The 24,920-nt window shown below is 48.3% G+C and carries 17 protein-coding genes and 1 pseudogene; 4 read left to right on the top strand and 14 right to left on the bottom strand.

The window, feature by feature from the left end; translation table 11 throughout:
• Window positions 1–171: 171 nt before the first annotated feature.
• Complete coding sequence (locus tag CAG64_RS03350) at window positions 172–735, bottom strand: hypothetical protein (protein ID WP_161457366.1); 564 nt, start codon at window positions 733–735, stop codon at window positions 172–174.
• Between the two features lie 560 nt (window positions 736–1,295).
• Between CAG64_RS03350 and CAG64_RS03345 the strand changes: the two genes are divergently transcribed.
• On the top strand, window positions 1,296–1,937 hold the full coding sequence (locus tag CAG64_RS03345) for a helix-turn-helix transcriptional regulator (RefSeq protein ID WP_161457365.1): 642 nt from the start codon (window positions 1,296–1,298) through the stop codon (window positions 1,935–1,937).
• Here CAG64_RS03345 and CAG64_RS03340 read toward each other — a convergent pair.
• The 5 genes from CAG64_RS03340 to CAG64_RS03320 all read right to left on the bottom strand — a co-directional run bounded on the left by CAG64_RS03340 (window position 1,916) and on the right by CAG64_RS03320 (window position 9,028).
• Window positions 1,916–2,800 (bottom strand): sterol desaturase family protein, encoded by an 885-nt coding sequence (locus CAG64_RS03340; protein WP_161457364.1) that lies wholly within the window; start codon window positions 2,798–2,800, stop codon window positions 1,916–1,918. The two genes, CAG64_RS03345 and CAG64_RS03340, sit on opposite strands and share 22 nt — an antisense overlap.
• Window positions 2,801–2,925: 125 nt before the next feature.
• Window positions 2,926–4,137: an L-2-hydroxyglutarate oxidase gene (gene lhgO, locus CAG64_RS03335; protein WP_161457363.1), complete on the bottom strand. Its 1,212-nt coding sequence runs from the start codon at window positions 4,135–4,137 to the stop codon at window positions 2,926–2,928.
• A 7-nt stretch (window positions 4,138–4,144) separates the two neighbouring features.
• A complete protein-coding gene (locus tag CAG64_RS03330) occupies window positions 4,145–6,277 on the bottom strand; it encodes a TRAP transporter permease (RefSeq protein WP_161457362.1) in 2,133 nt (710 codons plus the stop codon).
• Between the two features lie 108 nt (window positions 6,278–6,385).
• Window positions 6,386–7,396 (bottom strand): TAXI family TRAP transporter solute-binding subunit, encoded by a 1,011-nt coding sequence (locus CAG64_RS03325; RefSeq protein WP_161457361.1) that lies wholly within the window; start codon window positions 7,394–7,396, stop codon window positions 6,386–6,388.
• Window positions 7,397–7,678: 282 nt separating this feature from the next.
• Window positions 7,679–9,028 carry a sigma-54-dependent transcriptional regulator gene (locus CAG64_RS03320; protein WP_161448206.1) on the bottom strand — a complete coding sequence of 450 codons (1,350 nt, stop codon included), beginning with the start codon at window positions 9,026–9,028 and terminating at the stop codon, window positions 7,679–7,681.
• Window positions 9,029–9,188: 160 nt separating this feature from the next.
• Here CAG64_RS03320 and CAG64_RS03315 point away from each other — a divergent pair, with 160 nt between their 5' ends.
• Both CAG64_RS03315 and CAG64_RS03310 read left to right on the top strand, forming a co-directional pair.
• On the top strand, window positions 9,189–11,234 hold the full coding sequence (locus CAG64_RS03315; RefSeq protein WP_161448205.1) for an ATP-binding protein: 2,046 nt from the start codon (window positions 9,189–9,191) through the stop codon (window positions 11,232–11,234).
• Window positions 11,235–11,325: 91 nt separating this feature from the next.
• Complete coding sequence (locus CAG64_RS03310; protein ID WP_021705189.1) at window positions 11,326–12,531, top strand: DEAD/DEAH box helicase; 1,206 nt, start codon at window positions 11,326–11,328, stop codon at window positions 12,529–12,531.
• A 168-nt stretch (window positions 12,532–12,699) separates the two neighbouring features.
• On the opposite strand, the gene CAG64_RS03305 is transcribed toward CAG64_RS03310, so the two are convergent.
• From CAG64_RS03305 to CAG64_RS03280, 6 genes and pseudogenes are all read right to left on the bottom strand, one after another.
• A complete protein-coding gene (locus CAG64_RS03305; RefSeq protein ID WP_161448203.1) occupies window positions 12,700–13,455 on the bottom strand; it encodes a DUF3726 domain-containing protein in 756 nt (251 codons plus the stop codon).
• Window positions 13,452–15,191 carry a hypothetical protein gene (locus tag CAG64_RS03300; RefSeq protein ID WP_161448201.1) on the bottom strand — a complete coding sequence of 580 codons (1,740 nt, stop codon included), beginning with the start codon at window positions 15,189–15,191 and terminating at the stop codon, window positions 13,452–13,454. Before CAG64_RS03300 ends, CAG64_RS03305 begins: the two co-directional genes overlap by 4 nt.
• A 102-nt stretch (window positions 15,192–15,293) precedes the next feature.
• A pseudogene (locus CAG64_RS03295) lies at window positions 15,294–16,799 on the bottom strand (BCCT family transporter); the annotation flags it as partial.
• A gap of 215 nt (window positions 16,800–17,014) precedes the next feature.
• Window positions 17,015–18,001 carry a membrane dipeptidase gene (locus CAG64_RS03290; protein WP_161448197.1) on the bottom strand — a complete coding sequence of 329 codons (987 nt, stop codon included), beginning with the start codon at window positions 17,999–18,001 and terminating at the stop codon, window positions 17,015–17,017.
• A gap of 70 nt (window positions 18,002–18,071) precedes the next feature.
• The gene (locus tag CAG64_RS03285; protein ID WP_161448195.1) at window positions 18,072–19,532 is read right to left on the bottom strand and encodes an aldehyde dehydrogenase family protein; all 1,461 of its coding nucleotides are present in this window, start codon (window positions 19,530–19,532) and stop codon (window positions 18,072–18,074) included.
• Between the two features lie 95 nt (window positions 19,533–19,627).
• Window positions 19,628–20,023 (bottom strand): RidA family protein, encoded by a 396-nt coding sequence (locus CAG64_RS03280; protein ID WP_161448193.1) that lies wholly within the window; start codon window positions 20,021–20,023, stop codon window positions 19,628–19,630.
• A 160-nt stretch (window positions 20,024–20,183) separates the two neighbouring features.
• Here CAG64_RS03280 and CAG64_RS03275 point away from each other — a divergent pair, with 160 nt between their 5' ends.
• A complete protein-coding gene (locus tag CAG64_RS03275; protein WP_040902549.1) occupies window positions 20,184–21,068 on the top strand; it encodes a LysR family transcriptional regulator in 885 nt (294 codons plus the stop codon).
• Here CAG64_RS03275 and CAG64_RS03270 read toward each other — a convergent pair.
• Window positions 21,056–22,819, bottom strand: a complete 1,764-nt coding sequence (locus CAG64_RS03270) for a hypothetical protein (RefSeq protein WP_161448191.1) — start codon at window positions 22,817–22,819, stop codon at window positions 21,056–21,058. The genes CAG64_RS03275 and CAG64_RS03270 overlap by 13 nt on opposite strands.
• Before the next feature lie 162 nt (window positions 22,820–22,981).
• Window positions 22,982–24,529 carry a hypothetical protein gene (locus CAG64_RS03265; protein WP_161448189.1) on the bottom strand — a complete coding sequence of 516 codons (1,548 nt, stop codon included), beginning with the start codon at window positions 24,527–24,529 and terminating at the stop codon, window positions 22,982–22,984.
• Window positions 24,530–24,920 lie beyond the last annotated feature (391 nt).

Below are 24,920 nucleotides of genomic sequence, written 5' to 3'. Positions count from 1 at the left end.
GTTACATTCTCGATGTCGATGTAATATTGGCCGCCTCTGGAACTGTCCATGACTGCTTCGGACAGTTCCATATCGGCCATCACAATATCATCGGCACTAGCGGATAGCGCAGCCATCGCACTCAAGGCGAGTAGTGCAATACGCATCGCTTACTCCTGCTATGCTGCTAGATTAGTCGGTAAACACAGATGCGTTGGTAGACACAGCTTGCTGGATCAACGAATTGTTACCTGCATTTTGTGCCACGGTGCTGATACCTGCCGCACTGTTGAAACCACCCAGTGAGTTACTGTGATTCACAGTCAGACCACCACAGCACTCTTCACTGTTGTCGTGTCCGTGTCCACGACCACGGCTTTGAGCTGGTGAGCTGGTTGCACCGTAACTGACTGACGTGTCGGACACTTCACCACTCAGATCATTCTGAGCAACGACGGTGTCCATATCCACGCTGATTTCAAGTGACTGTTTGTTCGACCAGGACTGCTCATTCATGAACGTTTGTTCATTGGACAGAGAAGTCCAGGTATTGCCGTCATTACCATCATTGGTGCTGATGGTGTTGTTATCATCACCATTGTTGCTGTGGAAATGATTGTTGCTGCCGTTTTCCTGATTGTAGCTATCGTCAATGTCGCCACCGTCACTTCCTTGACCGCCACCGTAAGCCAGCGCGCCACCAGAAATAAACAGCGAAGTAACCAACAGTGCGATTGCAGATTGTTTTAGTTGCATGATCTTATCTCCATGTTTGTATCAACTATGAACTACATCCTTTTGCCCTCAGGCAAGCTGATTATAGGTACGCTGTTAGGTTTGAAAGTCTTACAAATAAGACATACTCATCACTGACGCCAATTTCTGTGCAACAAGGTGATAGAAACAAAATCAAGAGACCAAAAATCAATGAGATAGAAAGGAAAATTGTGCAAATTTGTAGTGAAGTATGAAAGGTAGCGGAAAGTTAGTATGACAGAATTGGCACTTTGCACCGCTCAATTACCACTTCGGCGGTCAATTCGTCTTGGCTCAATATTCAATCAATAACACAATGAGTGCGAGTTTTCAGGCATTTCCCTAAGCCACTTAGGACTAACGTTGAGTTTAGCTCAATTCACGCCTAATCACTAAGAACTACTGGAAATTCCTAATCTCATCTGGGGGTTAGATTTTTGGGGTTCATACTGCGATATTGTGCCCGTCGCATATACTTGATCTGGAGCAGTATGTGTATGTGCATATTGTCGGAACAAGCAGTTTTCAACCTAAAGATTACTGAGCTCCGGGTATAAAAAATGACTATTAGAACACTCGTCATCTTGACGGAAAAGAGTCTGCAAAGCAGCCTCATTGAACAACAGTTGGCTTCGATAACACAGTTAAATATCCAAACATGCAGCGCAGAGCAGTTGAACCGCCTGAGTAGCAGCTTCATGATTGACCTGGTGCTGCTGGATTATCACTATCTTGTCGAGTTGACGGACAGCGACAGCCTGCCAGATTTTGATCTGTTGGGCGTCCATATACTGGTTCACAATATCCCAGAGGGTGAGTTGAACGAGCTGTTTATCCGCTGGCGATCCTTAAGAGGAATGCTTTATCAGAGCGCGTCGGTCGAGCACCTCACAGAGAGCGTCACTTACATCATGAACGGCGGTTTGTGGCTACCCCGACGTTGTCTGGAACAAATGGTCCATTTCTATCGAGACCCGGGAGTATTCAATAACTTCAGATACGACCAACTCACCAACCGTGAGCGCCAAATTCTCGATTTACTCTCCCATGGCAAGACCAACCAGGAAATCGCAAATCAGCTGTTTTTAGCGGAAAGTACGGTAAAAACGCACGTCTATAAACTGTACAAGAAGCTGGATGTTCACCGCCGTCACGATGCGATCCGGCTGGTAAAATACACTCACGCCTCGTCAGGGCTGTGATCTCGCTCTGACGTACTCGGTTTATCGCTTGGCGGGCGACAGATTATCGCGAGCTTTTGTTTTACAGTTTGTCCCGGCAAGGTCAGATCTCTGAACATATCACGCCATTCACTGAACGTAACCACCAGTGGATTTACACTGTGTACTGGCTTGGTAATCCCATAAACAACAGGCTCACGCTCGGGGACAAACGTTCCAAACAGGCGATCCCAGATGATCAGAATGCCTGCGTAATTTTTGTCAATGTACTGTGGGTTTCGGCCATGATGTACGCGATGATGTGATGGCGTGTTCAGTACCCATTCCAGCGGACCGAGTGAACGAATCCATTGCGTATGAACAAAGAATTGCAGCCCAAGATTGAGCAGGACGACAAACACCACCCACTCCGGCGGATAGCCCAGCACCACCAACGGCATCCAAAATACCCACATACCAGCGAGTGGGTACATCAGACTCTGACGAAATGCCGTACTGAAGTTCATACGCTCAGAACTGTGGTGCACAACGTGAGCTGCCCACATCCAACGAATACGGTGGCTCGCGCGGTGAAACCAGTAGTAGCATAAGTCCTGCAAAACCATCAGCAGAAGAAAGCTCCAGAGCGTCATGTCAATATCGAAAAGACGCCAGCCAGACACCCAAAGATAAAGATGCGCGATCAGCAGCCCTGCTAATAAATCCGCTCCCTGATGCAGGCCAGCCAGGACAAGGTTACATAACAGTTCCGGCCAACGATACGCCGCTGAAGCGGGCAAACGGCCTTTTCTCTGCCCCAGCACATATTCCGCAAGCATGAAAACGAAAAAAACAGGAGCAAGTGCGAGTAACAGCCACTCGGGATGGGTAATAAGGTTGTGCATATTCGAAACCGTAACCAAAACTGACGGTTTAAACTTAACACACCATTAACAATTTTCTAGAGTCGATACTCGAAGATTAACAAAAGTGGGATGCTCCACCGAACATCCCTAGAGACGATAATCCGTTAAAGCGCGGCGACTTTGTCGTTAATACGCTGACAAATGTACTCTCCTATCGGCAGAGCAGACGTAGCCGCAGGTGATGGTGCGTTGCAAACGTGGAGACTGCGCGTACTCTCGGCAAACAGAAAGTCATGCACTAAGGTCCCGTCACTCAGCACTGCCTGAGCCCGGATACCAGCGGGATAAGGTTTAAGATCCGACACCTGAATCGATGGGCAGTATTTATTCACCATTTTCAGATAACCGCGCTTCCACCATGAGTTTTTTAGCTCAGCGAGCCCCGAGCTGAGGTGTTTCATGCTGACTTTCCAGAATCCCGGGAAAGTCAGCATTTCGAGGCTGTCACGCAAGCTGACATTCACCTTACCATAACCTTCTCGTTTCCAGCCTTGAACGGCATTAGGGCCAACAGTGACGGAACCATCGATCATTCTGGTCAGATGGACACCGAGAAACGGTAGCTCCGGATCCGGAATCGGATAAATGAGATGATTGACGACTTGATTGTGCTTCTGACCCAGGCGGTAATATTCACCACGATAAGGCACGATCTGAAAATCGGTCTCGATATCCAGCATTTTGGTGAGCCGGTCCGCCATCAAACCGCTGCAGGTGATCAGAAAACGGGTGTTAAGCTGCATTGTCTGACCATCTGACTCACAAGTGACCTGCACTTCTTCGTCATTTTCTGCTAGTGCAGTAACCCGGGTACGCAGACTCACCTGCCCACCCAAAGCTTTAAACTCTTCCGCCATGTGCTCTGTGACTAAACGATAATCCACTATACTCGTCGTTTTCACATAAATGGCCCCGAGCCCTGTGATATTGGGCTCTGCCAGTTTTAACTGCGCTTGGTCGAGCAGTTCCACGTCAATACCATTCTCATGGCAGCGCTCGTACAAAGCCATCATCCGATCCTGCTCGGCAGGCGTGGTGGCCACCAGCAGCTTCCCGCAGTTTTCCACGGGTATATTGTGATTGGCACAAAACTCGGTTGTGCGCTCGACACCACGTTTACAAAAATCCGCTTTCAGACTGCCCGGAGCGTAATACACTCCGGCATGAATCACACCGCTGTTATGGCCGGTCTGATGCTGTGCATAGCCGGATTCCTTCTCCAGCAACAGAATCGAACTGTCCGGATGTTGCTGCTTGAGTTGCCATGCCGTTGATACTCCGACGATGCCACCACCAACGATAATGTAGTCATACATTGTTATGTTACGCTCCTTGAGACATAGACACGTTTGACGCACTCGCTTTATAGCACTTATTGCTGTAGACAAACACAGCCACAAATACCACACATGCGATAAGACGGGCCCAGATAGGTACATTGTGCCAAACCAACGCAACCCCTGTTGCCAACAGGACCACTCGCAACAATACGTTGAGCGGCCCTTCCAGATATCCCTCAATCGCACCAATCATGGCGTAAGTACCAACAATAGCAAATGCACCGACGGTCAGTACTTCGGCTACGTCCCAACTCACGAGACCAGTATATGCAATCAAGAGCGGGACCAAGTATAACCCTTTGGCGATTTTCCACGCCATCATCCCTGTGCGCATTGGTGGCGTTTTTGCGATAGTGGCAGCTGCAAAGGCGGTCAGACAGACTGGTGGAGTGACGTTGCTGTCCTGTGACAACCAGAAAATAATTAAATGGGCCCCCAACAGTGCCAGACCCACCGCTTCAATCCCTAAACTCTGCTCTAACAAAGTTTCCATGAAGTCCGCTGGCACGAGTGCCACCATTTCTTGCGCTGTACTCAGTGCCATTGGCGCATTCAGCAATTCCAGTTTGTCTGGTGCCGCCAACATGAAAATTGCTTTCGCCTGCTCAGGTAACTGTCCAGACATCATCAGTTCCAGCAACTGATTTTCCGCTAACAACTTGTACAGTGCCGGCGCCGACAAGGTTCCCAGCACGATATACGCAGCGGTTACCGGTAAGCCCATCCCCAAGACTAACGACGCCAATGCGATCAGTACTAACATGGTCAGCAGATCACCGTTGGACCAGCCATCAATCATCAAGGAGAACGTATTGCCGATCCCTGTGGTACTAATGACGTTGATCACCAAACCGATCCCAACCAGCAACACTGCTGTTGTCGCCATGTTCTTTGCGCCCTGAGCTAAGGCTTCAACAATCGCTTGAGGCCCCATTTTGTGCTCTTTTGAAAACCAGCTCGAAACCACGACAGAAATAATCGACAGCCCGGCCGCATAGGTCGGCGTAAATCCTTTCACCAACAAAGTCACCAAAACGACCAATGGAATCAGGTTGTGCCAGCCGGACACCAACACTTTCAGCAATGACTCTGAACTGGTGGTGATCTTCTGTACCCCACTGCGCTTTGCTTCAATACGAACAAAAAAGGCTACCGACAGAAAATAGATCAGTGCAGGCACAAACGACACCGCAATGATATCGACATACGGGATCTGAGTGTAAGATGCCATTATAAACGCCCCGGCCCCCATCACAGGTGGCATCAGTTGTCCGCCCGTTGACGCTGCGGCTTCAACACCGGCAGCAAAACGAGCCGGGAAGCCTGCTTTTTGCATCAACGGAATACTGATGACCCCCGTCGACACCGTGTTCGCCACACTCGACCCGGACACAGAGCCCATCAATCCAGAGCCGATCACCGCAATAAAACCTGGGCCACCGATGATTTTACCCGCCGCCGCCCGCGCGACGTTAATAATGTAATCCCCCACACCAGAACGCACCAGAAACGCACCGAACAGGATGAACATGAACACGTAACTCCAACTGATGCGGGAGATAGAACCAAACATGCCTTCAGACGAGTAAAAGCTGCGATAGAGTAACGTCTCCATACTGAGACCGGGAAAGTGAAAAATGCCTGTCGCCCACTTCCCCCATAACACCACATAACTCAGACAAATTACGATCAGCACAGGGATAAACCAGCCCATTGTGCGGCGGATAAGTTCGATAACAATCACAATCGCCAGAATGGCAAAAAACCAGTCGCTGGTAACGAACTTAACTCCACGCTCATACAAGGCATCTTCGGCATAGGGAATGTAAAGTAAGCAGGCAAACGCCGCCAGTGCAATCAACACATCAAACGCCAACGCGATTTTGTTTTTCTTCAGCGAGGCGTGGGCCGGATACCACAACGCACAAATGGCGGCAAAGCCAGCAAAATGCGTCGCTGATATCCAAAGTTCTGACCAGGTAGACAAAGTGTTGAACCAAATGTGGATGACCGACAGGATCACCCCCAGTACGGTAACAGCTGTGGTTACCCACGGAAAATCGGTTCGCGTAGGCAATTCAAACTTCTGCAATTCCTTTTCAATTGAATCGCTCATGAGAAACTCCAGACGCCCGGCAGCCAGGCAGTAACCACGGGAGCCGACAACGGCATCCCGTGTTGATAAGAGTGGAAAGAAAGGCTCCCCGAAAGAAGCCGTCTGGGCTTATTTCGCCAGTAGATTAGATGGAATGCTGATACCCACTTCTTTGTAGTAACGCGCTGCGCCTGGGTGCAGTGGCACCGGCAGGCCTGCGATGGCTTTCTCAAGCGCCATGGCTTTTGTTGCCTTGTGAATACCTTGCAAGAACGGCAGGTTTTCATAAATCGCTTTGGTTAGCTGATACACATCTTCTTCTGAAATGTCGTCGCGAACAGCAAGGAAGTTCGGCTGGGCGATGGTCGTGATCGGTTTGTCCAAGCCTGGGTAGGTATTGGCTGGAATGACGTATTTGGTCCAGAGCTCGTAATTGCCGTTGGCTTGTTTGATCTGCTCATCACTGAATTCCAGAATCTTAATGTCATTCCCCAATGCAGCAAACGCCTGCGTGACAGCGCCAACAGGCACACCGGCTGGTGTGTTCATGCCATCAATAGTCCCGTTTTGTAACGCACTGGCACTGCCGCCATATCCCATATAAGCCAGATTGAATGAATCCGGATCCACATTCAGGCCTTTCATGATCTGTCGTCCTGAATTTTCTGTCCCTGAATTTTTCTTTCCGATAGAAAACTTTTTATCGGCCAGATTAGACAGATCCGTCACCGAACCGGTCTTAGCCAGTTCAGAACGTACAATAAAGTGCTCAACGTTTTGCCACAGCATTGAGACTGAACGCAGTTTCTCTTGTTTAACGCCTTTATACGGCCCCTCGCCCGACCAGGCCCATGCGCCATACAACCCCTGAAGAATCGCGAATTGCGCTTCATTTTCATTCAGTAGTTTGACGTTTTCACCTGAACCGGCTGAGCTGATAGCAGAAAGGGAAAAATGATGTTGTGGGCTCAGCTTGACCTTGCTCAATGTCGCTAATGCAACACCAACCGGATAATAGGTACCACCAGTGGATGCCGTAGCCAGAATGTAACTGCGATCATCAGCAGCCGATGCCTGCGCAACCAGGCCAAATGAAGCCAGTGCGACCGCCATTGTCTTCATGAGTTTATTGATTTTCATTATTACTCTCCGTGTAGTGCGTTTCACGTTAAAGGGTTGTTAACTCTCATGAAGTAAGAGCAATAGTGATGCCAGTTTTTAACTCTTTGTTTTTATGAGAAATAAAACAAAACCTCTCATAAAATGAGCAAGTTTATGCTCATTATGGTTGATCCAGATGAGCAAAATCTTGCTCATCTGGATTCGGATATATCCGGGTTATTCATCACAAATATGACCAAGGTGTGATCAATGTTATTTTTTTGTAACTTTAGGGCTAAGCAAAATCTTGCCGATGGGGGATCAGGTGTAATCTGAGCGGTTGAGGCCCAACTTCTGCATTTTCTGATTCAGTGTTCTTCTCGGTAAATCAAGTTCTTGCATTACTTCGTTGATTTTTCCATGGTAACGAACCAAAGCCTCGTGGATCACTTTTCGCTCAAAGTTATGCAGTTGTATCGCTAAAGGAACACCGGACACTGTCGGTTCAATAATGGTACTCGGGCGACTGGCCAGTAATTCAACCACCGAAACGGTGTTGTCGAGTGCATAACGAATCGCAACGTTGCGTAATTCACGCACGTTACCAGGCCAAGAATACGCGAGCAGGCCACGGATATCCGCATCACTCGCGGCGCGGCTCGTCGGGTTGGCCTGTCGGGAAAAGTGCTCGAATAAAATTAAGACATCATCGCCACGCTCACGCAATGGCGGAATGTGGATCTGCGCCACGTTCAGGCGGTAGAAAAGATCCTGACGAAATTCAGGGTGGTCAAGCAGATCCTCTTTGGCCGCAGCCACGACTCTGAGATCCACCGGAATTTGCTGATTGCCTCCGACCCGCTCAACGATATTTTCTTGCAGGCTGCGCAATACTTTTACCTGCATCGCCGCAGGCATACTTTCAATTTCGTCAAAAAACAGCGTACCTTTGTCTGCATACTCCAGTTTACCGATACGGCGCTTAGCGGCCCCGGTAAAAGCGCCCGCTTCGTGGCCAAACAGCTCACTTTCGAACAGGGTTTCTGGGATTGCTCCACAATTAATCGGAACAAAACGGTAAGCACGTCTGACACTTTCCTGATGCAAACTGTTGGCGACCAGTTCCTTACCGCATCCGGTTTCCCCATAAATGATCACATTGGTGTCAATCTTTGCTACGCGGGCGACCTGCTCTCGCAGCCTGCGCATGACATCACTCTGGCCAACCAGCACTTTTTCCAACCCTGAGATACTGGCCAGATATTCTTCGCGTTGCTGACCCGATCCCTGATGACGAAAGTGTTCCACCGCTCGAAGTGTGGCTTCTGAAAGCCGATCAGGTTGAAAAGGTTTCTCAATAAAATCAAATGCCCCGAGGTGAAGCGCTTTGACTGCCATGTCTATATCACCGTGACCGGTGATCAATATGACCGGCACATCCGGTACGTTGTGCTGGAATCGTTTGAGGAGTTCAATACCATCAATATCCGGCAAGCGTACATCACTGATAACGGCATCAAACGCTTGCACTGGGATCGAATTAAGCGCCTCAGCACCATTGGCAAACTCTTCAACCTCAAAACCAGCCAGTTTTAACCACTGACCAGTGGCCTGCCTGACGATCTCATCGTCTTCAATGAGGGCAATCCGTCCCTCGAATCCTGCTTCCATCTACTGCTACCACTTATTACGATGCGATTTATTGCTGTACGGTAGGCAAAAGCTCGCTTTTAGAAAAGGAGCTGGATCCCACTTCTTACTTAGTAAGGTTTAATATCAATAACAAAGTAAGCAATCTGGGTACGAATCTTGATTGGGGTGGAAAACGATAATGCAACGCAAATGGATGTGGATTCTCGTCGCCGCCATCTTTGTCTGGCTGGCTCACTGGGGCAGTAAAGAGATTGCGCGTCAATGGCTGACACAACAGGCACAATACGATTCACAGCAGAATCTGCTCAATTACATCGGTGACATACGCCGTGCTCTGCGACGCTTCTATCACCTGCCTTATCTGGTGACCAACAATGCCGATACCCTCGCACTGGTTAGTGGGACGGGAGCCAATGCCAGTGATCTCAAACAAGAATTGATTCAACTGGATAAAGCCGCCAACACTAAAGGCTGGTACATATTGTCCGATCAGGGAAACATTCTTTCGGCAAGCCTAGACGGCGAGCACATTAGCTTGTCCGATCGCCGTGCAATTGTCGAACAAATCCAAACTCAGGGGGAAGGCACGTCTTTGGTGAGCAAAACCCGGGGAGCCAGCCCGTTTTACTATCTGGCAGCACCGGTTTTTGACAACCTGACCATCGCAGGCATTGTCGTGGTTCAACTCGATTTGCGGCTGCTGACCGAACAGTGGTTAACCAGCCAGGACATCATCTTGCTGCAAAACCATCTCAATCGCTTTTTCTTGTCCAGCAGCAATACCTACACCGCAGACTGGCTCAATGAACCACTAAATCAGGTCGAAATTCAACAAGATCGCTTGTATCAGGGTAGCAAAGTGACCCGCTGGGTATTGGATGGTAAGGCCTACTTTGCACAAACCGTACGTCTTGATGATCTCAAATGGCAACTGAGTTACCTCTCTCCCACCGCTCCCATTAATCAACTTTCGGCGGCGGTGGGCTGGATTGTGTCTACCGCTATGCTGGTGTTTTTCCTGCTTGGTGTGATCCGCTTCCAACGCCGGCAAAAAGAAATCAGCCAACAACGAATTCAGGAACTGATCACCGAATCAGAACAAAGATTAAATCAGATGATCAACAAGACCCAAGTTGGTCTGTTATTGCTTAACGGCGAAGGCCAGATCATTGACATCAACCCGATGGCCAAGCGCCTGTTTGTCTTGTCAGACAACATGATCCGCGCCCTGAATTCATGGGAGTTATTCGATACGGGTAATGACAGCTCCACCACGCTGAATTTACTGCGTGATTTGAATAAACACCGCGAGCTGGCGGAGATCAGTGGTGTTGAAACGCTCGCCCGAACAAGTGACGGAACCTTGTTCCCTGTTTTATTTTCCCTCACCAGTTTTCCACTTCACGGCCAACAACATTACCTCGCCACGGTCTCGGACATCAGCAAGCGGAAAAAGGCGGAACAAGCACTGCGAGAAGCCAATGACCTGCTTTCCTTGCGGGTGGAAGAACGGACTGAGGCTCTGAAACAGGCGCAGTCGCAGCTGATCGAGGCGAGTAAAATGGCCGCGCTTGGGCGCATGTCCAGTGCCGTCACTCACGAACTGAACCAGCCGCTTACAGGATTAAGAACCTTGATGACCACCAACACACTGTTGATGGAACGCGGCGATAAAAAAATGATCGAAGCCAATAACCGTCTGATGGATAAGCTGATTGATCGGATGGCAAACATGACCCGACAACTCAAAACGTTCGCTTACAACAAGCCAGAACGGCTGTCAGCTATCTCCTTTAGCGAGGCGCTTCAAGAAGTGCTGCGCATCTATCAGCAGAGACTCGAAAACATTGATGTACGAATCCGCGTACCGGCCGAGGTTCCTGATGTGCTGGGGGAAGAGCAACGCCTGCGTCAGGTAGTGGGAAATTTGATATCGAATGCCATTGATGCCATGGCTGTGTCCCCTTCTCCTCAGCTGACGGTTTCAGTCAGCGAGACCAATACCACACTTGAAGTACAGATCACAGACAACGGTTGTGGGGTTGAGCCCTCACAGTTGGAGACGATATTTGAACCATTTAGCACCACCAAAAAGATGGGCGAAGGCCTCGGACTTGGCTTGTCCATTTCGGCCAACAACATGCGTGATTTAGGCGGTGAGATTTCCGCAGCACTCAATCCGGCAGGCGGCATGACATTCCTGCTGAAGTTTCAATTGGCATAAAGAGTCAGCGTGTTAGAATACGCGCCCTTAACCGGGTTCAGTACTTTTATCCAACTGATCCTGATCGTTACTCGTCAAATCCGGGATTCCCATGTCATTTTCAAAACTTGGCCTTAAACAAACACTGGTAAACGCGGTCACTGACCTTGGTTACGAACAGCCGACGGCAATCCAACAGAAAGCCATTCCGATTGTCTTATCCGGTAAAAACCTGATCGCCGCCGCTCAAACCGGTACCGGTAAAACCGCCAGTTTTGTTTTGCCTATTCTGGATCGACTCAGCGAAGCTGAAACCCAACGTAAAAAACGCATTCGGGCACTGATTCTGGCACCAACACGGGAACTCGCGATCCAAGTTGATAACAACATCAAACAGTATGCGAAGTACCTTAACCTCACGTCGATGGCGATGTTCGGTGGCGTTGATGATAAGGTGCAAAAGCAACGCCTGATCGACGGTGTGGACATTCTGGTGTCAACACCAGGCCGATTGATCGATCTGTACGGTCAACGAGCGGTCCACTTTGATGAAGTTGAAGTGCTGGTGCTGGACGAAGCCGACCGCATGTTAGACATGGGCTTCATCGAAGACATCAATAAAATTATCGCTCGCCTGCCTGAAGATGTGCAAAATCTGCTGTTTTCAGCGACTTTGTCAAACCCTGTACGCGATCTGGCGAAATCCGCCATTACCCACCCGGAAGAAATTACGATCGCGAAGCACAGCGCCTCCAAATCGAATATTGAGCAATGGCTGGTTACGGTGGATAAAGACATGAAGTCCAGCTTATTGGCGCATATGATCACACACTTTAACTGGCAGCAGACGCTGATTTTTATCGAGACCAAACACGGTGCTGCGAAACTGGTGTCTCAACTTGAGAAACGAGGCATTGAAGCTGAGGCTTTCCACAGTGGCCGTAGCCAGGCCATTCGCGAACAAGTGTTGGCCGATTTTAAACAAGGCAAGGTGAAGTTTCTCGTCGCGACTGGTGTTGCCGCACGTGGTATCGACATTGAAGATCTGCCGCGAGTTGTCAACTACGATCTACCTTACCCTGCTGATGAATACGTTCACCGTATCGGTCGTACCGGGCGCGCAAACGCGCAAGGGGAAGCGGTGTCTTTTGTATCAAAAGACAACTTCAAAAACCTGTGCATGATCGAAAGTCGTCTGGGTCATTTGATCGAGCGACGCGAGATTGAAGGGTTTAAACCGCGCAAAGAAGTGCCAATCTCAATCCTTAACTACGTGCCTAAAAGCAAGCGCCAATCGACGAATAAGAACAGCGAGTAAGCAGATATGCCCTCTCGTCCACCTCGCCGAAGAAAAGGCCCATCACGCCGTTCAGAGCAGTAAGGATCTTTCGATAACGCCGGCACTCGCTGGCGTTTCTCTTCCAAGCAGCTTATGACCACAAACCTGCTATTCGCCCACTTTGTGTCACGGTACCATCTTCGTGGCTCAATTAGCCATCAGGTTATACGTCTGTTGTTCCCCAGCGCCTTGAATTGAGCGTTCGCTGTTTTCAACCAGAAAAACCGTCGCCGTTTGTTTCAATACTTCCCATTCGGCATCGTCGACAAATATGCCTTTTTCCCAAGACTCGGCTTGCGCGAGATTGAGCTCTTCCCCTTCGATATGAGTGGAGTATCCCTGTGAGCTTACCTCGATGTCGAAATCATACACCGACAGCTCTATGATCATGCTGTGAGAATCAGCGCCATGATCCTCATTCACCTGTTCGGAGAAAAACACTTCTGGAGCAACGTGTCCTCGGTTCAATACATACAAGGTTCGCTTTGGGCTGGATCCATTCACCCATTGAGCGCGGCATGCAATCCCCTTCGAGGAGAGTTTTACCAGTTCGCTGTAAGCCAGCCAGCGGTTGTGGCATTGGCGAAGTATAATTGTTGCGGATTTGTTGTTGATCATTTTCTCCAGTGCAAAATCTAATACCACAGGCAGATGGCACGCTACGCTGCTGTTGTTTAGCGAAACATCAATGCTCGACTCTGTGTGCTTGTTGATAGAGACAGCGCAGTCTGAATCCAGATTGAGAAACGTACTGGCATTATTAAAATGCCTGACACCACCTAATCCCACCATCTGCAGATCCGCTACCATGTTGGCGATTAAATCCGCTTCGCCACAGTGGCGGCGCATACCAAGGAACGCTCTGTTTACCGCAGCAACCAGCTCATTGTGAGAGACAATCATAATGCAACACCTCCATCGATTCTTTGATTGTTGCTTCGCTCGATATCCCCTCGTTCTGGCATGATTGGGAAAATCCATGTATCGGTGTGATTCGGGTCGTGAATTTCATCGAGTAACGGGGCGCCTTGGAAAAAGGTCACACGGACCCAGCGGTCTGAGCGCGGGTCAAACTTTGTCGCGCCGAAAATGGCCAACTTACAGCGAAGCAAATGCATTGGTAACGCATCTTTACGAAGTACGTTCATTTGGATATCACCCATGGCACGATTGCCAAGCGTCCACACCCGACGCGTAATCGCACGGTATTGAGGCTTTGTCAGCAAGAACTCCGCTAATGACGTTTCTGATTGGCATTTTTGTAGCGTGCGGTAAAGACGGTTTACTTGTCGACCAATATCGAGTGGCAGTTCTCGCTCTTCTCCAATCTCTTCTCCACGAACACCGAGTCTTGGCTCTTCTTTATCTTGCGATCGGTACCAAAACCAATAGTTGTTCTCCGGTAGCGAGTAATCGGCGTCAATCGACCAGCGATATCGGTGTTCTAGCACTTGCAGAACATCCTGAACACTTTTTCCCCCGGGGATCGAAAGTGACTCGTCAGTGTTCATCTGGTTTTCAAATTCATCAACCAAAGCTGGGTAGAGTTCAATCAAACATGATATTAGGATTTCTTGGGCCTCCAAACTTATTGTGGAGGTTTGCTCAATTAAACTCGCCCAATTTGAATGCGCGACCATCAACGCATTCAAATTGACTTGTAACGTTTTGATGTCCTCTTTCGCCTGATGGTTAAGTTTATCTTGATGTGTGTTGATCGTAACCACTTGTTCTAGGTGGCGCTGTGCTTTTGAAAGTAACGTTTGCAGAGGTATCTCTAACGCTACGGCGTCACATGGCTGTACCAGTACGTTCGCAATGGCACGCTCTCGTGATGTCATCCATTGATCGACAACACATGGGTGGTTGATCAAATATGGCGCCATGCCTAAACCTGTCGCGTTGCCCACACCAAGATAGCGCTGCAAGCCTTTATGAAGCGTAATGGCGTTGCCTCCGCCCTGTTGATAAGCCAGGTAATGCACCCAGTCAAGGCTGAACTCTCTGAGCATGTAAACCGCACACATTTGCGCACTGAAAGACTGACTAAAGTCTGGGTTGTTCTCCAGCAATTTGAAGTCGGCAATACCAAACTTGCCATTACCATAAACCGCGGTGGTTCGTAGGATGTAGCCGACGTCTGCGAGCTCTTTAGGTTCTGGTTGTTCTCCTTTTGATAACGCGCGAACAATGTGTTCAAATACACGAACACTCTTATTCGCACGTGCGAGAACCAACACGTTGTTCGGGTTACGTCCGGCCTCTTGCAATGGTACATTGTCTCTGAGTTGCTCTAGAAGCTCTACATTGACTTCACCCTTCACGAGGGCAAAAGTCACGTCCCATTTTTCGGCAATGACTCGGTCATTACGCTCTTCATCGGCAATTTCGTCACAAAACACCACCAAATGGTAAACGTGTGCTGGAGTCACCAATTTGTAGATCACATGACCAAATCCACGTGGGCACAGTTGCCACTCATGTTTGCTCACTTGCCACTCTTGACTCGCCATTTTTCGAATCAAGCTTCGGACAAAGCTGATTCGGTTCTGGTGCATAGCGCCTAGCCTGTCTGGTGCCATCACAATATCGGCATCGCGAAGTTTTACTTCAGTGTAAGTAGAACGATGTGCATCCATTTTGCTCACCACCTATTTTTTATTGTAAGAATCTAGACTTGTACTGGTACAAGAGGAGACACCCGCACAAGCTCCACGTTATTGAATGTGATTTTTAAGAATTTATAGCCCTTGCTCTTTAGCCATCTTGATGGCGATCTGCGGAGCATTCCAAAGTGATGGCAACAAGATTAACGACACTGGAACCGCTGTTATCACGATGAAGGACTGCAAGGCTGAAACGCCACCAGAGCCGAGCGAGATAAGAATCAGTGCCGTGATGCCCATTGCCACCCCCCAGAAGGTACGAATAATGGCATTTGGCTCCGTCTCACCACTGATCACCACACTGATGGTGTACGTCATCGAGTCACCCGTAGTTACGATGAAGATGGTAGTCAAAATCAAGAACAAGATTGACACCAGCATCGGCACTGGTAGCTGTTGAGTAACGGCGAGCAACGCCCCTGGTAAGTTAAACCCTTCAAATGCCGTACTTACACTACCTGGGCTCGCAATTTCAAACGCCAAGCCCGACCCACCAACGATTGTGAACCAGAAGCAAGTGGTCAGTGGCGCAACAATACTGATGGTCGAAATGATTTGGCGAATGCTGCGGCCACGTGAGATACGAGCAATAAAGATCGCCATCATCGGTCCATATCCCAGAAACCAGCCCCAGAAGAATACCGTCCACCAGCTTAGCCACCCTTCATCACCACGATAAGTCGCCATTGGAATGAAGTTATCTAGCATGGTACCAACACCTTGAATGTAACCATTGAAGATAAAGTCTGTTGGACCAAACAGCAGAATGTAGACCATCAATGCCATTGCTAAGATCACGTTGTACCGACTCAGCATTTGCATACCACGATTTAGACCACTCAAAGCCGATACGGTATACAGCACAATCGCAAACAGAATGATGATCAGTTGTGTGGTAAAACCGTCGGGAACATCAAATAACGCATTTAACGCGTAACTAACTTGCAAGCCTAAGAATCCAATTGGGCCAATTGTCCCCGCTGCTACCGCAATGATGCAGCACGCATCAATCAATGCCCCCGTTTGACCTTTTAGCGCTCTCTCACCCAATACTGGATAAAGCAAAATACGAGGTTTTAGCGGCAAACCTTTATCGTAGTGCAAGTGCATCACCACGATAGAGGTTAAGCTGCCAACGATTGCCCATGCCAGGAACCCCCAATGCATAAACGACTGTGACAACGCGTTAATAGCAGCTTGCTGAGGATTGTCTTGCGGACCATACAAAGGTGGTGGACTCACGTAATGCGCGATAGGCTCTGCCGCCGCCCAAAATACGCCACCGCCTGCTAAAAGCGTACAGAAGATGATGGCCATCCAACGGAAACCATCCATTTCAGGCTTCGTTATTCCACCTAAAATCACCTTGCCTGTTCGCCCTGCAGCCAAGCCAAGACCAATAAGAAAAGTGAGAAGAAGCAGTATTTGCCAATACGGACCGAAGACTTTCACCGACCATGCAAAACCCGTATTAACGAGGGTTGAAAGCAGTTCACCATCATAGAGTGCGATGGCAACAAACAGAGCAATAAAGCCGCCGCTGTACCATAGCGCAGGATTGCTCAACCCTAACTTATCTGGTGAATTTACTGTTCCTGATGTGTCGCAATGTTGCGCTGGGTGCTTCTGCGATGACACACTCATCGCAGAAGCTTTCATGCTATTGGTTAAATCAGACATACTCTGACTCCAGAGGTTAATTGCAGCGGCCATAACGGCTGCAAAAAGTGACGTTAACACCCGCCTTGTTATTATTTTTTGAGCGGGCTACTCCATGTTTACTTGGGTTACACAACCTAGTTAGCGTCTAGCCCTTCGTTCAAAAAGTTAAACCAGTTTTCACCCAGGATTTTTCCTGCCTCGGATTCACTGAATCCATGGCACTTTAAGCCGTTGTAAATATTTTCCATTCCTTTGCTACCGCTAAACCAAGGCAGCGCATCAGGCCAACCCGCATTGCTTGCGTCCCCTTCGCCGTAGTCCATTGCTTTTGACCAACGGCCATTACGCATCCACTCAAGCACTTGTTGTGGTTGGTTTAAACAAAGATCACTACCAATACCTAGGTGTTCTACCCCAAACAGGTCTGCGGTCTTTGCAACCATCTGGCAGAAATCTTCTAGCGTACATTGGCTACCATTCGGCAAATGGAATGGGTACAAGCTAAAGCCGATCAATCCACCGCGCTCGGTCAGAGCCTTAATGACAGTGTTGGATTTGTTGCGCAGTGCATCATGAGCAAAAGTTGGGTTAGCGTGACTGATGCAAATTGGACGAGACGAAAAGTCAATTGCTTCCAACGTTGATCGCTCTGCGCTGTGTGACATATCGATGATCATACCAACACGATTCATCTCTTCGATGACTTGCTTTCCAAATCGTGTTACGCCAGAGTCGTTCTGCTCGTAACACCCTGTCGCCAACAAACTTTGGTTGTTGTACGTCAATTGCATAATCAGCAAGCCCTGACGGCGCATGACCTCAATTAAGCCAATTTCATCGTCAATGGGAGAACAGTTCTGCGCACCAAAGAAGACACCGACTTTGCCTTCTGCTTTTGCTTTCTCTACATCCGCCATCGAGTGAATTGGCATAATCAAGTCTGCGTTTTGCTCGAAGCGCAGATTCCATTCAGCAAAGCGAGTGAGGGTGTCTCGTGCATTTTCGTGATAGACAATCGTGGCATGCACAGCTGTAATGCCGCTTGCCTTCAGCGTTTGAAAGTATTCTCGATCCCAATTGCAGTACTGCAATCCGTCAATCACAATCCGTTGTTGGTACATAACCACTCCTTAAACATTGATGAGCCTTTAAGGTGGGTAGACGAATACTCAACTACCCTATTTCAATTACTTAGTAAGGACGTTGATAAGCGGTTTTCACCACGGTGTAGAACTCTTTCGCATACTGACCTTGTTCACGTGGACCAAAGCTTGATTCTTTGCGACCACCAAACGGCACGTGATAATCCGTGCCCGCAGTGGGCAGATTGACCATGACACAACCTGTCTGTATTTGTTGCTTGAAGATGGCACTGTTGCGGAGACTTTGAGTAATAATGCCGCCCGTCAAACCAAAGCGAGTATCGTTCGCCACGGCAATCGCCTCCTCCAAATCAGGCACTCGAATCACACTCGCCATTGGTGCAAACACTTCTTCTTGGTTCACTTCCCAGTGGTTTTGTGTATTAAGGAAAAGCGTCGGTGACATGTAGAAGCCTTCGTGTTGCAGATGCAGACGCTCTCCACCAAATGCCAACTCAGCGCCACTTTGCCGAGCTTTCTCAATCCATTCGAAGTTGGCATTCAGTTGGTTATCATCAACCACTGGCCCCATAAAAATGCCTTCTTCTAGCGCATGACCGACTTTTAGTTCGCTCATACGTTTGATCAGCGCTTCAACGTAAGCATCGTGAATGCCGTCCATAACGATCAAACGCGAAGACGCAGTACACTTCTGACCAGCACCAGAAAAAGAGCCTGCAATGGTCGCTTCGACAGCGATCCGGATGTCTGCATCATCGGCAACCACCAGCGCGTTCTTACTGCCCATTTCTAACTGACAACGTACAAAATTCGGTGCAGTCGCGGCAGCGACTTTACGTCCGGTATCGACAGAACCGGTAAAGCTCACTCCATGTATATCTTTCGAGTTGATAAGCGTGTTGCCCACTTGCGAACCGCTGCCCAAGACAAGGTTGAATGTGCCTGCAGGCAAGCCTTGACGATGGATGATCTCCGTCAGCGCAACCGCACTTGCCGGAGTCAGATTGGCGGGCTTCCATACTACGCTATTGCCAAAAGCAAGCGCTGGCGCGATTTTCCAAGCAGCAGTCGCGGTTGGGAAGTTCCAGGGAGAGATAATGGCGATAACGCCAACGGCTTCACGAGTCACCTCAACGGAGACGCCTGGACGGACAGAAGCTGCGTTATCACCAATTTGACGCAGCACTTCCGCCGCAAAATACTGGAAGAACTGACCCGCGCGATAGATCTCACCGCGGCCTTCAGCAAAAGGTTTACCTTCTTCACGCGAAAGCAGCGTACCAAGCTCATCACAACGTGCTATCAGCTCATTCCCAATCGCCTGCAGAACCGCTTGTTTGCGTTCAATCGGCGTTTTTTCCCACTCTGGTTGCGCGACTTTCGCTGCTTGAATGGCGTGTTCAACTTGTCCTTCACTCGCCTGAGCAAAGTCACCTAAGTTTTCACTGATGTCTGAAGGGTTAATATTGGCAATGGCATTGATACCAGCTTGCCATTCACCTGCAATGTAAAGAGATCTGTCTGCTTGAACATTATTGATAAAAGTCATTGCTCTGTCCTTATTCTTCCTGACGTTCGGTGGCTTTCCACCAACCCACTAATCTCACTGGTAAAGCCTAAACATGAGGCTCTGATTATTGTTCTCTACTCTGGTTGGCTTGCTGAGGCGTACACCACAAACTCCACCAGCATTTCTTCGCGTGCCAACCCCGCTACGACCATGGCAGCACGATTTGGGTAAGGTGCTTCAAAGTATTCGGCGTAGATATGGTTAACGGTTTTCAGATACTCACGATCGGTCACATAAATCAGTACTTGCAGGACAGAGTCGAGCGATTCCCCTGCACATTCCAGTGTGTGAACCAAATTATTGAAGGTTTGACGAGTTTGGGCTTCGATACCGCCTTCCACGACAGCACCTGACTCATTAATTGGGATTTGGGCAGTATATAAGGTGCCATTGTTAACAATGGCCCATTCCAATGGCGCTTTAGACGCAAACAGCGTTGTCTTAACTGAGTATTTGTGGGTAGAAGTCATTACGTGCCTTTCAACCTTTGTAAAAACTATGTTTCAAGATGGTTAAATACTGCACATTGACACGTGATAAATCGAACGGTAAATTTCTTACATTTGATAAGGAAAATCTATCACCACTATTAACAACAAGATAAATAAAGGGATTACTAAGGTTTTTATCGTGAGTATCAAACTTCAACAATTAAAGCATTTTGTGATGGTGGTCGAAGAAGGAGGCTTTCGCGCCGCATCCCATCGAGCAAACCGTTCCCAGGCGGCGTTATCAACATCCATCAAAGAACTGGAAAAACTCCTCGGGCAAACTCTATTTGAGCCGGGCAATAAATCCAAGCTGACACCCTTCGGTGAAATCTGTTTGCCTAAGATCATTCAGTTTCTGAACATCTACAATGCACTGGATAACGACTTGAAGGCCGCAGCCGCTGGTCAGCAAGGCCGGGTCCGTATCGCTAGCGTACCTTCCGTAGCTGCCAAGCTTATTCCTAGTGTTTTAGGCGCGTTCTGTGAACAGTTTCCAAATGTTGAAGTGAGCTTGATTGACGACAACGCATCAGGGGTTGAAGCCCGTCTGTTGTCCGGAGAGGTCGACTTAGCACTCGGTAATCCATCTCATCTGGATGACAGGACTATCGAGTTTACACCGCTGCTGTCCGATCCGATTGGCGTTGTGTGTTTAAAAGACAACCCTATCGCCAATCATCCAGAAGGTATTGAGTGGCAGACTCTGTTAAAACAACCTTTTATTAGAAATGGAACATGCACTTTACTTGATCCAACACCGGCTCGAGCCTTGAGTGCGCAAGCGCTCTACTCCGTCGAAAATATCACCTCATTATTCTCTGTTCTGGAATTAGGGATAGGCATCACCACACTGCCGAAACTGGCGTTTCCGACTAACGAAACTCGCCTCGTATGGATCCCGCTTATCGATCCGCCCTTAAAAAGGCAGATTGGCATTTTCACTTTGAATGACCGCACAATCTCACCACAAGCGAAAGCGTTTCAAGATTTGTGCGTCCACTATCTGCAGCTTCAGAGTGAATAACCTTGCGCCAGGCTCGTTCCTTTTTCATTCTCGCATTTTGCGGATACTGTATCTTCTTGACTCCCCGGGTACAGTATGGAGGCCAGTAATACGTCCGCCATCTGCATCTCCGCTGGCACCGTGACCGGTTTTGACTTCTCGTCATCGTCATCTTGTGAATCGGTGACGACAAAATATACCGGCTCACCCGATGACTTCTCTTTGGGCAACGTCACACTGACGTGGTGAAAACGCTGATTGAGGCGTCCGACTAAAGGTACACCTTCAATCCGTATACTCCCCATTCCCAAACTGTCAGCCATCGACTTGATCTCTCCTTGCGCTGTCGAGGAAGGCTGGATCGATATCGTCACTTGCGGCGAGTTTGCAATCAATACCCCGCTTAACGTACCGAAGTCGCCCCCTTGAGCAAGTTCACTGAAATTAAAAGGCGGTGGGACAACGAAATGATAGCCTGTAACCGCTCGTCCACAGTTTTGGCTGGCTTGCCAGATAGGGTTGCTATAAAACCAGCCACTTGCCGAACTGGAACTGAAATCTGCTCTGAATATCGGCACGTAAATATACCCCTGGTAGACGACATCAATCGTGACTTTTCCGTCCGATGCAATCTCCCCCAGGTTAACTGCCTGACCTTGGTCGTTCGAGAACATAACCTTGCCCTGCATCGGATAAGCCCCCGCTTCTATCGTCTGTTGACGTTTTGAGTCCGAACTGACAGTAAAGCTCAGACTGATCACCCGGCTTTTATCACTGAGTGCGTTTTGAATTTCTGCCAATGACAAACCTATCGCATACCCTGGCAACAGGTTTGGCGAGACTTTTCCGTTCACCGGATCGAACACTTCAATCCCACCGTTGGCATGTGTAGGGTGCTGCGCATTGTCCAGTGTTTGGTCTAGCGCATTAGTGTTGACTTGCAACGTATCGTTTACCGCTTTAACCCGGGAATACAGATGAAAATACAGCGTTATTGTAGGCAGTAGTATCGCTCCGTCTGCGGGCATCTCAGGCAGATACCTGATTAGGTTTGGCAAGTTAACCAATTGGGTAAAACTGAGAGGTGCCAGGTTCTGTTGATCGCGTGCACTCCAAAGGTAGCCAATGACATAGGTGAACACAAAATCCAACTTGGTGGATATCCCAACCTGAAACTCGGTGAGCGCTGTGTTGGCACTTTCGATCTGAGCGTCAGTGATCACACCGTAGATTTGCTCATATGTTTGCACAATGTTATTGCTGAGTTGTTCCAGTGATTTCTGCTGTTGAGACAAGAGCGTTTGTTGCCAGATACTTAAATGGTAGGTCGTTCCGGACAGGACTTGAATGTAGGCATTGGTAAAGCCATTACCCTCTGATAACTCTACCGTACCCAAAACAGGCCCAGGCAACACTCGCGAGCTAACATATTCATAAGTGTATTGATTAAAAATCAGGTTTTCGTTCACATACCAATATGGGAAACGAGCATATTCAGGATCCAGTACCACCGCCACATTATCATCCAGACTCGGAGGCAACACTTTGCGAAACTCTTGGGTTACATATTGATAGTATCCACCCAGAGCCTCGTAATCCGTGTCGCTCCTCAGTGCCGTGTTCGTTCCCACTTCACGCTTGATTGGCTGCACGCCTTGCATGCAAGCATGGTCGTACCCCGCAGATTCAACCTCACACGGCACTTGCGTATAGGCGCTGAACGTAATCAGCCATCCTAAAATACACCAAAGGGTTAAACCGCGAGTAAACATTGGATTTATCCTTGTTCTCACCCACCAATCTGGAGGTATTAAACGATACCTTTGCTCAATATCTGTCGTGTACTTACTATTAACAAAAACGGAAAACAGGCTGGAGAATATCTCCTCCAGCCTTAACGTCTAAGTGGCAGTTCGATAGTCAAGACACTGCGACTATTTCGAACCAGGGTTAGTTACCGCTCCTGCGATAACGAAGCCTTGGTGCTGGAACTCAGGTACGGTCAAAATTTCCTGAGACGGACTGAACGTCAGTGTAAACTCATTGTTGGTTGCCCCCTGCTCATAGCTGCTGCCAGAAGCCCCCGCATCAAATGACCCCAGAGAAATAAAACCAAACAGTTTCAGGTTCCCAGATGTGTGAGTACTCCATGCTTGCTTAAAGCTATTAAAATCCGCATTTTTGTACTTGATGGTGATGGTCGGGTAATTACTGATAATGACATTGTTCAACCAACCAAAATCACCGCCCTCACTCAACGAATCAAAGTTAAACGGTAGTGACGTTTGCGAAGAGAACTTAAAGCCGCTGACGTCTTTCCCTTCGTTTTCTACCGCCTGTCGGATAATTTCCCCATTGTACCAGCCTTCGTCGATGTCCTGCTGCCACGCCAGAACACTGATTGGAACAATTGAGTAGCCTTTATACTGCACGGTAATTTCTGCATCACGACTGGTACCTTCAAACGTCGACATATCATAAGAGAAACTGGTACCCAACGAGAATTTAAGCCATGAGCCGACACTGATCCCAGCCTGCCCATTGATACTGACATCCATGCGCGATCCCGAAGCCTCAGACGTAGTCATCTTAAACTCAATCACACGACTCTCGTTGTTCAGATCATTTTTGATGTCAGCAATCGCTTTGTTGATCTTCCATCCTGTGCGGTACTTAGTATCAACAGAACCATCCACCGGGTTAAAGGTTTTCATACCACCATTTTGCTCAGAAGGATAACGGGTGTTGTTCAGTGCCTGTGCTACTGTCCAGGAGCCGTTTTGCATTTGCGTTTGCAAAGTATTAACGCTCTGAGTCATATTCAAATACAACGACACATCATTTATCACTCGATCTGAAGACGCCGGACGTGCTGGCAGCAATAATTTCAGATCGCGTGCTGATGACATTTCACTGTAGGTTAGAGGCGGTTTGCTAGCGGCAGTACGCCCACTCCACTGAGACCCCATCACATAAGAGATAATGTAGTCATATTTGGTAGCCACACCCCAGGAACCGACAACCTCTTTAGCCTCGTTCAGTTGCGCTTCGGTGATCGTGCCATAGGTGTTCTGATAGTCCTGAACGATCGTCGCTTGCTGCGCCTGTGCGTTATTCTGCACTTCGTTCATGTTCGCCGTGTCTGCGTTGTTCAGAGAATATTCGATACCAGACAAGACCTGCACGTAGTCAACAAGGAAGCTACCTTCAACATCTAACTCCGCCGCTCCCTCAATGTTGCCTGGCTTAACATTGCCAGTGATAAGATCGTACGTCCCACGGTTAAATATGTTATTGAGGTTTTGCCATTCATACAAAAACCCCCCTTGCGGCGGGAACTGCAGTGCATAGACCTCATCACTGATCACGCCTTGAACAGCAGCTGCGGTTTGCTGTTGAAGTACTTGGTAGTATTCCGTTGAAGCCAAAGACTCATCTTGTGTTTCACCCTGAGGCGTACCCGTTTTTTTAAGTACGTTCATAATATCCATCCTTTGTTGTGAAATTTAACTTCTTGTTTATTCAACAGTCGGATTAAAGCCAACTAATAAGACTGCTTGATACAAACTGAAAACCAAAACCGGAGATTAACCGTTCATACGTTAAGCAATAATATGTATAGGTCATAGAGAGACGACATTCTTTATATTTACTTTTCAACAAAAGCAGCCAACTGTTAATCACAACAATACAAGGCACTGAAAAAAAATAATTAATAAAAACGCATAAACAACAAAGACAAAAAAGTCCTAGAAACATCAAGACATATATCATCCAATACATTGACCAAGATCACAAAAGCTCTCAATCAAGTTTATAAAAAGCAACCAACCACATTACAAACCCAAGTAAAACACACTAAATTCAATAAAT

It is taken from the genome of Vibrio sp. V38_P2S17PM301 (assembly GCF_009904845.1).
Classification (GTDB): domain Bacteria; phylum Pseudomonadota; class Gammaproteobacteria; order Enterobacterales; family Vibrionaceae; genus Vibrio; species Vibrio proteolyticus.
Note: the sequence above shows the minus strand (reverse complement) of the source record. Positions and strands in the feature narration are given on the sequence as shown.

Bases quoted from the DNA above. Each gene is read 5' to 3' on its own strand.
- CAG64_RS03345 (WP_161457365.1), top strand. From the start codon at position 1,296: ATGACTATTAGAACACTCGTCATCTTGACGGAAAAGAGTCTGCAAAGC.
- CAG64_RS03305 (WP_161448203.1), bottom strand. From the start codon at position 13,455: ATGATTGTCTCTCACAATGAGCTGGTTGCTGCGGTAAACAGAGCGTTC.
- CAG64_RS03315 (WP_161448205.1), top strand. From the start codon at position 9,189: ATGCAACGCAAATGGATGTGGATTCTCGTCGCCGCCATCTTTGTCTGG.
- CAG64_RS03330 (WP_161457362.1), bottom strand. From the start codon at position 6,277: ATGAGCGATTCAATTGAAAAGGAATTGCAGAAGTTTGAATTGCCTACG.
- CAG64_RS03350 (WP_161457366.1), bottom strand. From the start codon at position 735: ATGCAACTAAAACAATCTGCAATCGCACTGTTGGTTACTTCGCTGTTT.
- CAG64_RS03270 (WP_161448191.1), bottom strand. From the start codon at position 22,819: ATGTTTACTCGCGGTTTAACCCTTTGGTGTATTTTAGGATGGCTGATT.
- CAG64_RS03285 (WP_161448195.1), bottom strand. From the start codon at position 19,532: ATGACTTTTATCAATAATGTTCAAGCAGACAGATCTCTTTACATTGCA.
- CAG64_RS03280 (WP_161448193.1), bottom strand. From the start codon at position 20,023: ATGACTTCTACCCACAAATACTCAGTTAAGACAACGCTGTTTGCGTCT.
- CAG64_RS03300 (WP_161448201.1), bottom strand. From the start codon at position 15,191: ATGGATGCACATCGTTCTACTTACACTGAAGTAAAACTTCGCGATGCC.
- CAG64_RS03265 (WP_161448189.1), bottom strand. From the start codon at position 24,529: ATGAACGTACTTAAAAAAACGGGTACGCCTCAGGGTGAAACACAAGAT.
- CAG64_RS03310 (WP_021705189.1), top strand. From the start codon at position 11,326: ATGTCATTTTCAAAACTTGGCCTTAAACAAACACTGGTAAACGCGGTC.
- lhgO (WP_161457363.1), bottom strand. From the start codon at position 4,137: ATGTATGACTACATTATCGTTGGTGGTGGCATCGTCGGAGTATCAACG.
- CAG64_RS03290 (WP_161448197.1), bottom strand. From the start codon at position 18,001: ATGTACCAACAACGGATTGTGATTGACGGATTGCAGTACTGCAATTGG.
- CAG64_RS03325 (WP_161457361.1), bottom strand. From the start codon at position 7,396: ATGAAAATCAATAAACTCATGAAGACAATGGCGGTCGCACTGGCTTCA.
- CAG64_RS03320 (WP_161448206.1), bottom strand. From the start codon at position 9,028: ATGGAAGCAGGATTCGAGGGACGGATTGCCCTCATTGAAGACGATGAG.
- CAG64_RS03340 (WP_161457364.1), bottom strand. From the start codon at position 2,800: ATGCACAACCTTATTACCCATCCCGAGTGGCTGTTACTCGCACTTGCT.